Source organism: Streptomyces sp. NPDC001914 (assembly GCF_042891215.1).
In the GTDB taxonomy this organism is placed as follows: domain Bacteria; phylum Actinomycetota; class Actinomycetes; order Streptomycetales; family Streptomycetaceae; genus Streptomyces.
In genome coordinates this window covers 22268-28595 of sequence record NZ_JBIASW010000001.1, presented here as the reverse complement: position 1 = coordinate 28595, position 6328 = coordinate 22268, and the positions used below count along the sequence as shown (strand labels likewise).

General features: G+C 67.6%; 6 protein-coding genes and 2 pseudogenes. 2 read left to right on the top strand and 6 right to left on the bottom strand.

Annotated features, from left to right (window positions below; genetic code table 11):
• Nucleotides 1-491: 491 nt before the first annotated feature.
• Entirely contained in the window at nt 492-893 is a 402-nt protein-coding gene (locus ACFYYF_RS00160; protein ID WP_388769629.1) for a hypothetical protein, read from the bottom strand.
• Between the two features lie 196 nt (nt 894-1089).
• Nucleotides 1090-1260, bottom strand: a pseudogene (locus ACFYYF_RS00155) (MoxR family ATPase); the annotation flags it as partial.
• Nucleotides 1261-1358: 98 nt separating this feature from the next.
• On the opposite strand from ACFYYF_RS00155, the gene ACFYYF_RS00150 reads away from it, so the two are divergent.
• Together ACFYYF_RS00150 and ACFYYF_RS00145 are read left to right on the top strand one after the other, a co-directional pair.
• The gene (locus tag ACFYYF_RS00150; protein WP_388769627.1) at nt 1359-1601 is read left to right on the top strand and encodes an RIP homotypic interaction motif-containing protein; all 243 of its coding nucleotides are present in this window, start codon (nt 1359-1361) and stop codon (nt 1599-1601) included.
• 583 nt (nt 1602-2184) lie between these two features.
• Nucleotides 2185-2946 carry an RIP homotypic interaction motif-containing protein gene (locus tag ACFYYF_RS00145; RefSeq protein ID WP_388769625.1) on the top strand — a complete coding sequence of 254 codons (762 nt, stop codon included), beginning with the start codon at nt 2185-2187 and terminating at the stop codon, nt 2944-2946.
• Between the two features lie 97 nt (nt 2947-3043).
• Here ACFYYF_RS00145 and ACFYYF_RS00140 read toward each other — a convergent pair.
• From ACFYYF_RS00140 to ACFYYF_RS00125, 4 genes and pseudogenes are all read right to left on the bottom strand, one after another.
• A pseudogene (locus tag ACFYYF_RS00140) lies at nt 3044-3325 on the bottom strand (transposase family protein); the annotation flags it as partial.
• A 79-nt stretch (nt 3326-3404) separates the two neighbouring features.
• Nucleotides 3405-4016: a TetR/AcrR family transcriptional regulator gene (locus ACFYYF_RS00135; RefSeq protein WP_388769623.1), complete on the bottom strand. Its 612-nt coding sequence runs from the start codon at nt 4014-4016 to the stop codon at nt 3405-3407.
• 47 nt (nt 4017-4063) lie between these two features.
• Nucleotides 4064-4966: a 3-hydroxybutyryl-CoA dehydrogenase gene (locus tag ACFYYF_RS00130; RefSeq protein ID WP_388769621.1), complete on the bottom strand. Its 903-nt coding sequence runs from the start codon at nt 4964-4966 to the stop codon at nt 4064-4066.
• 160 nt (nt 4967-5126) lie between these two features.
• Nucleotides 5127-6302, bottom strand: a complete 1176-nt coding sequence (locus ACFYYF_RS00125) for an acyl-CoA dehydrogenase family protein (protein ID WP_388769619.1) — start codon at nt 6300-6302, stop codon at nt 5127-5129.
• Nucleotides 6303-6328 lie beyond the last annotated feature (26 nt).

Sequence of the window (6328 nt, the reverse complement as noted above, 5' to 3'; positions counted from 1 at the left end):
GGATGCGGCGCGTCGGCGACTAACTCGTCGCTCGCTTGGAGGAGACGGTGCTCGACCTGCGCGCCTTGATGGCCGCGCCTGCCCATGGACCGGGCCCACGACTAGGAGAAGGACCTGGCCCGCCTGTTGATCGCCGAGGCCTGGTATCAGGCCACTACCGCACCTCGGTCTGCTTCGCCTACACCCCGCTGGCCATCACCGCCCGCGAGGACCCCGGCGCTGGCATGGTTCGGTAGGCGGCCGACACCCGCTTTAGGAACGAGGTTGGACGGCTGCTGGGATGAACTGCGGAGACGTGCACTCGGGCAAGTGCTCACTTGTGATTCGTTGTTGTCGCCGAGTCCCCGTGAGCCCTCGCCCGTTCTGGCACGTGAGTGGGACGGGCTTGAGGTAGTGGTGAGGCAGCCGATCCATGTCGCACCCCAGGGTCGCGGCCTTTACCGTGCGGACGACCTCAGCGCCCGCCACGCCACGTCTTTGACGGCCGGCACTCAGTCTCCTTCGGCCGCGCCGTCGGGTATGTCTGTGCGCATCAGAATTCCGGGGCAGTCTGCATCGACTTCACCCGTGTAGTGGTTTCGCCAGAAGTAGCGACTGGTGTGCGGCAGCGACACTTCCACTAGCTGGCCGTCGTACAACATCCACAAGCCGAAGCAGTCATCCTCCTCGTCGTGGATCAGTACCTGTACAGAATGCGGGTAGGGCCACGGCTGTGACTCCAGGTCTTCCAGAAGTCCGACCCAGCCGCTCCGTCGAGAGAAGTCGGTGATCCAGCCATGCCCGGAAGCAGCGAATTGTCCAGACCACTTACGGTTGGGGTCTGGCCGGGTCAACGGCTCCATGATCTCTTCTGCATGTTTGGCCAGTACGATGACCTCGGCGTCTCTGCTCATTGCCGAATATCACCGCAGGTGAGGGAGGGACTGCAAGCGAGTTCCGCCACCTCCACGAGCCGAGGACGACGACAGCGAGAGGCTGGCTCCGAGATCTTGGGCTGACCTGCCGGATGTACCTGATGGCAAGCGCTTGGTCTCAGCTGGCGAAGTCCCAACGCCCGGAGACCGTGCATGGAGGGTCTGGAGCGGCGCTGAACACCGTCAGCAGATCGTTCGGCAGGTCGAGGTCTGCCTTCTCCAGTTCGTCGATCAGGAGGATCCTGGGCCGGTCGGCGGGGACGAGAGAACTGCCAAGCGGGCCAAGCCGCACGAAGGAGCCGATGTCCGGCTCCGAAGCGACGCGGTCGTGTTGGAGGGATGCTTCCCAATGGGGCTCGGCCATTCGTCGACCTCCGAGGTTGACGATCTATTGAACCGGGCAGTCTTGGATTCATACTTGGTTCAGGGTGTTCGGGGGACGAAATGACCGTTGCTATCGGGGCCATTGTGACTGCGATCGCCGCCGGTGTCCTTGTGGGGTTGACGAACGGATCGTCGGAAACGGTGCAGGGGATCTTCAGGCGTTTGCGCCAAAGGTTCAGCCGTGAAGCCGACGGTGAGTCAAACAACAGCGAAAGTTCAAGTCAGTTCGGCGAGGTGCATGTGGACAACAGCAAGAACGTCCAGATAGGCAACGGAAACCGCATGCGGACCGACGGCTCGTGACGTTTCCATGAGTTTCTCGCGGCTGGTGTTCGTGACGATCGCGGTTTTCCTCGCATTGAAGGTTCTGGCCGGACCTCTGGGCGCGGCGTGGGCGACTGCGGTATCCATCGCGCACTGGGCCTCCCTGCTGGCTTACTGGGGTGGTCTGGTTGCGGGTGGCGTATTCGTCACCGTCCTGGTCGTCCGCATCGTGCGGCGTAGCCGTGCGTACGCCGCTGAGTACTTGCGGCGGTGCAGCGCGAGGAGCCGAAGGGAGACGACGACGGCGACGAAGGCAATGACTCCGAGCGTCTCGACATCTCCTGCCAGTGCGTGCGCCGTCCCGAGCACCGAGCCTGATCAGCGGCCGGTCCTGGAGCCAGCTTCGGGTTCAGGGCAGGGATGGATGTCGATGTCAGCGGTGGTGCCGCCCGGCTCGGCGAAGACGCCGCCTCCGGCTCCGGCGCCAACTCCCTCTCCGGAGGCCAGGACCCTGGCTCGCTCCCCACTGACAACTCCGGCCGCCGGTCTGCAGCCGCAAAAGCTCGAGGATGTCGAGGCCTCAGGTCCGTGGCTCGTCCTTGTGGGGTGTCAAGGCGCACAGGTGGGTAAGCACAATCGCCAGATCAACGTCTACACCTACCGCCTTGAAGAACCCGAGGTGGACTTCACCGAACTCCTGGAACAGGAGGACGTCCGTGAGGCCCTGCTGAAGGTGATCGAGAACCCCGATGACGCACTGCTACGCAGGCGCGCGGTGAACCTCCTGAGCGGTGGGCGCTGGCGGTGGCACAGGCAAGACGTCATCGAGCTAGGGTCCCGTGAACCAGACGAATTCACCGGGGAACCGGTGACCGACCTGTACAGCATCGCCGGAGCGGGTGCTGTCATCATCAGCAATTGCCAGGACGTACAGATCGGTGACCACAACGTACAGCGCAACAAGCACCTTCTCGTCTACCGGAGGTCCTCGGTCGACACGCTCGAACTGCTCCGTAAGACCCCGAAAGTGGCAGCGTCGCTCGTCGATGCGGTCACCAGTGCACAGCCGGAGCAAGCGATGGAAAAGCTGCGCAGGGAACTCACCGCGGCGCTCGATTCTCAGCCCTGCGAGCCTGAATTCGTGGCCGAGCGCATCCAACCTGATGAACCGCGGAGCTTCGTCGACGAGCACGGCGTGAGTCTTGACCTTCTCGGGACTCCGAGTCAGCGTAACGTTGCTTACTATGAGACCTGGTTGAGCGGCGATGATGAAATGGCCGAAAGAGTGCGACAGTTCGAGGAGGAATTGCACACTGCTCTCTCGCGGGACACTCTTTCCGCCGAGCGCCGACCTGGGATTTCCGGCCCCGGCCTGAGCCTCTGACCCGGATCAGCCGCCGGGGGGCGGCAGAACATCGCCTGGGACTAAAGCGCAGAAGGTCGTGAGATTGCAGGTCAGGACCCGCTTGCGACTGTGTTGATCACGCGGTCAAGGCGAGGTTGTGCATGTGTGCGACGGCCTGGACTGCGTGGTGTAGGCCGTCGCCGTGCTGTCGGCAGTCACGAAGGATCTTGTACTGCTTCAGGCGGCCGATTGCGTGCTCGACCCGCGCGCGGACCCGGCGATGCTCTCTGTTGTCGGCTTCCTTGCCCGCGAGCAGAGGAGGGCCGGGTCGTTTGCGGTGCGGGACGACCAGGCCGGTGTTGATGTAGGCACCGTCGCCAAGCACAGTGACACCCTGGCACTGGTCCGGGAGACCAGAGATCATGAACCGGCCTTACGTCCGGCCCTGGCGCGGACGAGGGGCGGTCCCGGCCGGGCGGCTCATCCGGCCCGGCGGCTCACCCGGCCGGGACCGCCTCCGGCAGACCGAGCGAGGTGGCGACGTGACGCCACACGGACGCGAGCGCCCCCTCCAGGGTGACCATGGGATCGCGCAGCATCAGGCGGATGCCGTAACCGTCGCTCAGGGACAGTACGAGCGTGGCGAGTTCGTCCACGTCGGTCGGCGTGAACTCACCCGACTCGATGCCCCGCCGCACCGCGCCGCTCACCCACGCGTGCAGCTCGGCGTACAGGTCCACGGCGAACACCCGGGTCGACTCGTCGCGCAGCGCCCGGACCCACAGCTCCTGCCACAGCCGCCAGTCCTGGTGCAACACGGGGTCGGTCGGCAGCAGGCTGCGCAGGATGCGCGCCAGGACGACCGCCGCCGGTGCCGTCTCCGCGTCGCGCTCCACGTCCACGGCCGTGTTGGCGAAGGAGTGGGCCATCGCTTCCGTGAACAGCTTCTCGCGCGTGTCGAAGTGGTAGTGCAGCAGCGCGGTCGACACACCGGCCTGCTCCGCGACCATGCGCATGCGGATCTTCTCGAAGCCGATCTCGGCGATGGCCTCGCACGCCGCGGTCAGGATGCGCTCGCGCGTCTCCGCCGTGCGCACCTTGCTGGACACTCTGCGGCTCCCCTCGTCCGGCGGTGGTACACCGCCGCCATTGTCCCTCACGTCCGCTCGGCCCGCGCCGCCGCCTCGTGCGCGGATCGCGCCTCGTACGTGTGGAAGCCGCGGCCCGACTTGCGGCCCAGTAGACCGGCCTCCACCATCCGGGACAGCAGCGGGGGCGGGGAGTACGTGGGGTCCCGGAACTCGGCGTAGAGCGACTCGGCGATGGCCCGGGTGGTGTCCAGACCGATGAGGTCCGTCAGCGCCAGCGGCCCGAGGGGGTGCGCACAGCCGAGGACCATGCCGCGGTCGACGTCCTCGACGCTCGCGACGCCCGACTCGACCATGCGGATCGCGGCCAGCAGGTACGGGACGAGCAGCGCGTTCACCACGAAGCCCGCCCGGTCCCGGGTGCGGATGACCTCCTTGCCGAGCGTGCGCGTCACGAAAGCCTCGGCCCGGTCCGCGGTGTCGGCCGAGGTGAGCAGCGACGGGACGAGTTCGACCAGCCGCAGCACCGGCACCGGGTTGAAGAAGTGGACGCCGAGGACCCGCTCGGGCCGGCCCGTCGCCGCGGCGAGCTGCACGACCGGGATCGACGAGGTGTTGGTCGCGAGGACGGCGCGTTCGCCGGTGACGACCGTATCGAGCCGGGTGAACACGTCGAGCTTGAGCCGCTCGTCCTCCGCCACGGCCTCGATCACCAGATCCCGGTCGTGCAGGGCCTCGAACTGGTCGGCCACGGTGATCAGCACGGCGGCGGCCTCGCGCCGTTCGGCCGTGAGTCTGCCGTGGGCGACGGCCTTGTCGAGGGAGTGGCCGATGCGCCGCCGGCCCGCGCGGGCCGCTTCTGCGTCGCGTTCCACGACCGTCACCGGCAGGCCGGCGCGCGCGCAGACCTCGGCGATGCCGGCCCCCATCAGGCCGCAGCCGACGACCCCCACGCGTTCGATGTCGGTCATCCGTTGTCCTCTCTGCGTCGAAGGTCCCCGGCTTCCCCGGCGTCCCCGGCTTCCCCGGCGTCCCCGGCGTCCCCGGCTTCCCCGGCTTCCCCGGCACCGGGGACGCCGGGGAAGCACCACGGTCCGTGGGGGCAGGGGCGGGTGGCCGCCCCTGCCGGTGTCATCGGGCGACGGGCAGGTCCAGCACCCCCGGGCCGCGCTTGATGAGCTCGTTGGCGATGATCAGCCGCTGGATCTCGGAGGTGCCCTCCCAGATCCGGTCCACGCGCAGCTCCCGGTAGAGCCGCTCCACGGCGTACGCACGGTCGTAGCCCCGTCCGCCGTGTATCTGCAGGCACCGGTCGATGACCCGGCCCGAGGCCTCGCTGGCGGCGAGCTTGGCGATGGAGGCCTTGGCGTGCAAGGTCTTGCGGTCCTCCGCACCCGCCTGGTCCACCTCCCAGGCGACCTGGTGGGTGTAGGCGCGGTTGACGGCGATGTCCACGGCGCAGTCCGCGAGCATGCCCTGGACCAGTTGGTACGTGGCGATCGGCGCGCCGAACTGCTCGCGCTCCACGGCCCAGTCACGGGACAGTTCCAGGGCCCGCTCGGCCGCGCCGGTGGTACGGGCCGCGATCATCAGGCGCTCCTCGGTGAACCAGGAGCGGGTGATGTCGTATCCCTCGCCGACGCCGCCGAGCACGGCGTCCTCGTCGACCTGGACGTCGGTGAAGGTGAACTCGGGGTGCTCGTAGACGAAGGTGTGCATGAAGCGCGGCACGCGCGTCATCTCGATGCCCGGGGTGTCCTTGTCGACCAGGAACAGCGTCGGTGCGCGCTCCGGACCCGCCGCCGCGAGGACGATCATGAAGTCGGCGTGGTCGCCGACCGTCACGAACCACTTCTCCCCGTCGAGCACCCACCCCCGGTCGTTCTTCGTCGCCGTGGTGGCGATGTTCTGCGGGTCCGACCCGGCGCCGCGCTCGGTGACCGCGTAGCAGTCCCGGCGCTCACCCCTGATGACCGGGACCAGGAAACGCTCGCGCTGCTCGGGCGTGCAGAACCGCAGCGCGTTCGCGGGCCGCCACACCATGTCCCACAGGGCGCCTGTCAGTCGGCCCAACTCCTCCTGGACGGTCACCTGTTCGGCGATGGTGAGGCCCGCGCCGCCCCATTCGGCGGGCATGTTGACGGCCTGGAGGCCCGCGTCCAGGACCGCGTCGCGGATCTCGGTGTGCGCGCTCGCGGGCAGCCCGTTGTCCTCCTCGCACCGGTTCTCGTAGGCGGCGATGAAGTCGGTGAGGGCACGCGCGTCGGCCTTGAGCCGTGCCTGGCGCGGGGTGAGGCGGAAGTCCATGGAAGTCCTCGCTGTGTGGTGGTCGG

Coding starts and splice junctions, on each gene's coding strand:
- ACFYYF_RS00160 (WP_388769629.1), bottom strand. CDS start 893: ATGAGCAGAGACGCCGAGGTCATCGTACTGGCCAAACATGCAGAAGAG.
- ACFYYF_RS00150 (WP_388769627.1), top strand. CDS start 1,359: ATGACCGTTGCTATCGGGGCCATTGTGACTGCGATCGCCGCCGGTGTC.
- ACFYYF_RS00125 (WP_388769619.1), bottom strand. CDS start 6,302: ATGGACTTCCGCCTCACCCCGCGCCAGGCACGGCTCAAGGCCGACGCG.
- ACFYYF_RS00130 (WP_388769621.1), bottom strand. CDS start 4,966: ATGACCGACATCGAACGCGTGGGGGTCGTCGGCTGCGGCCTGATGGGG.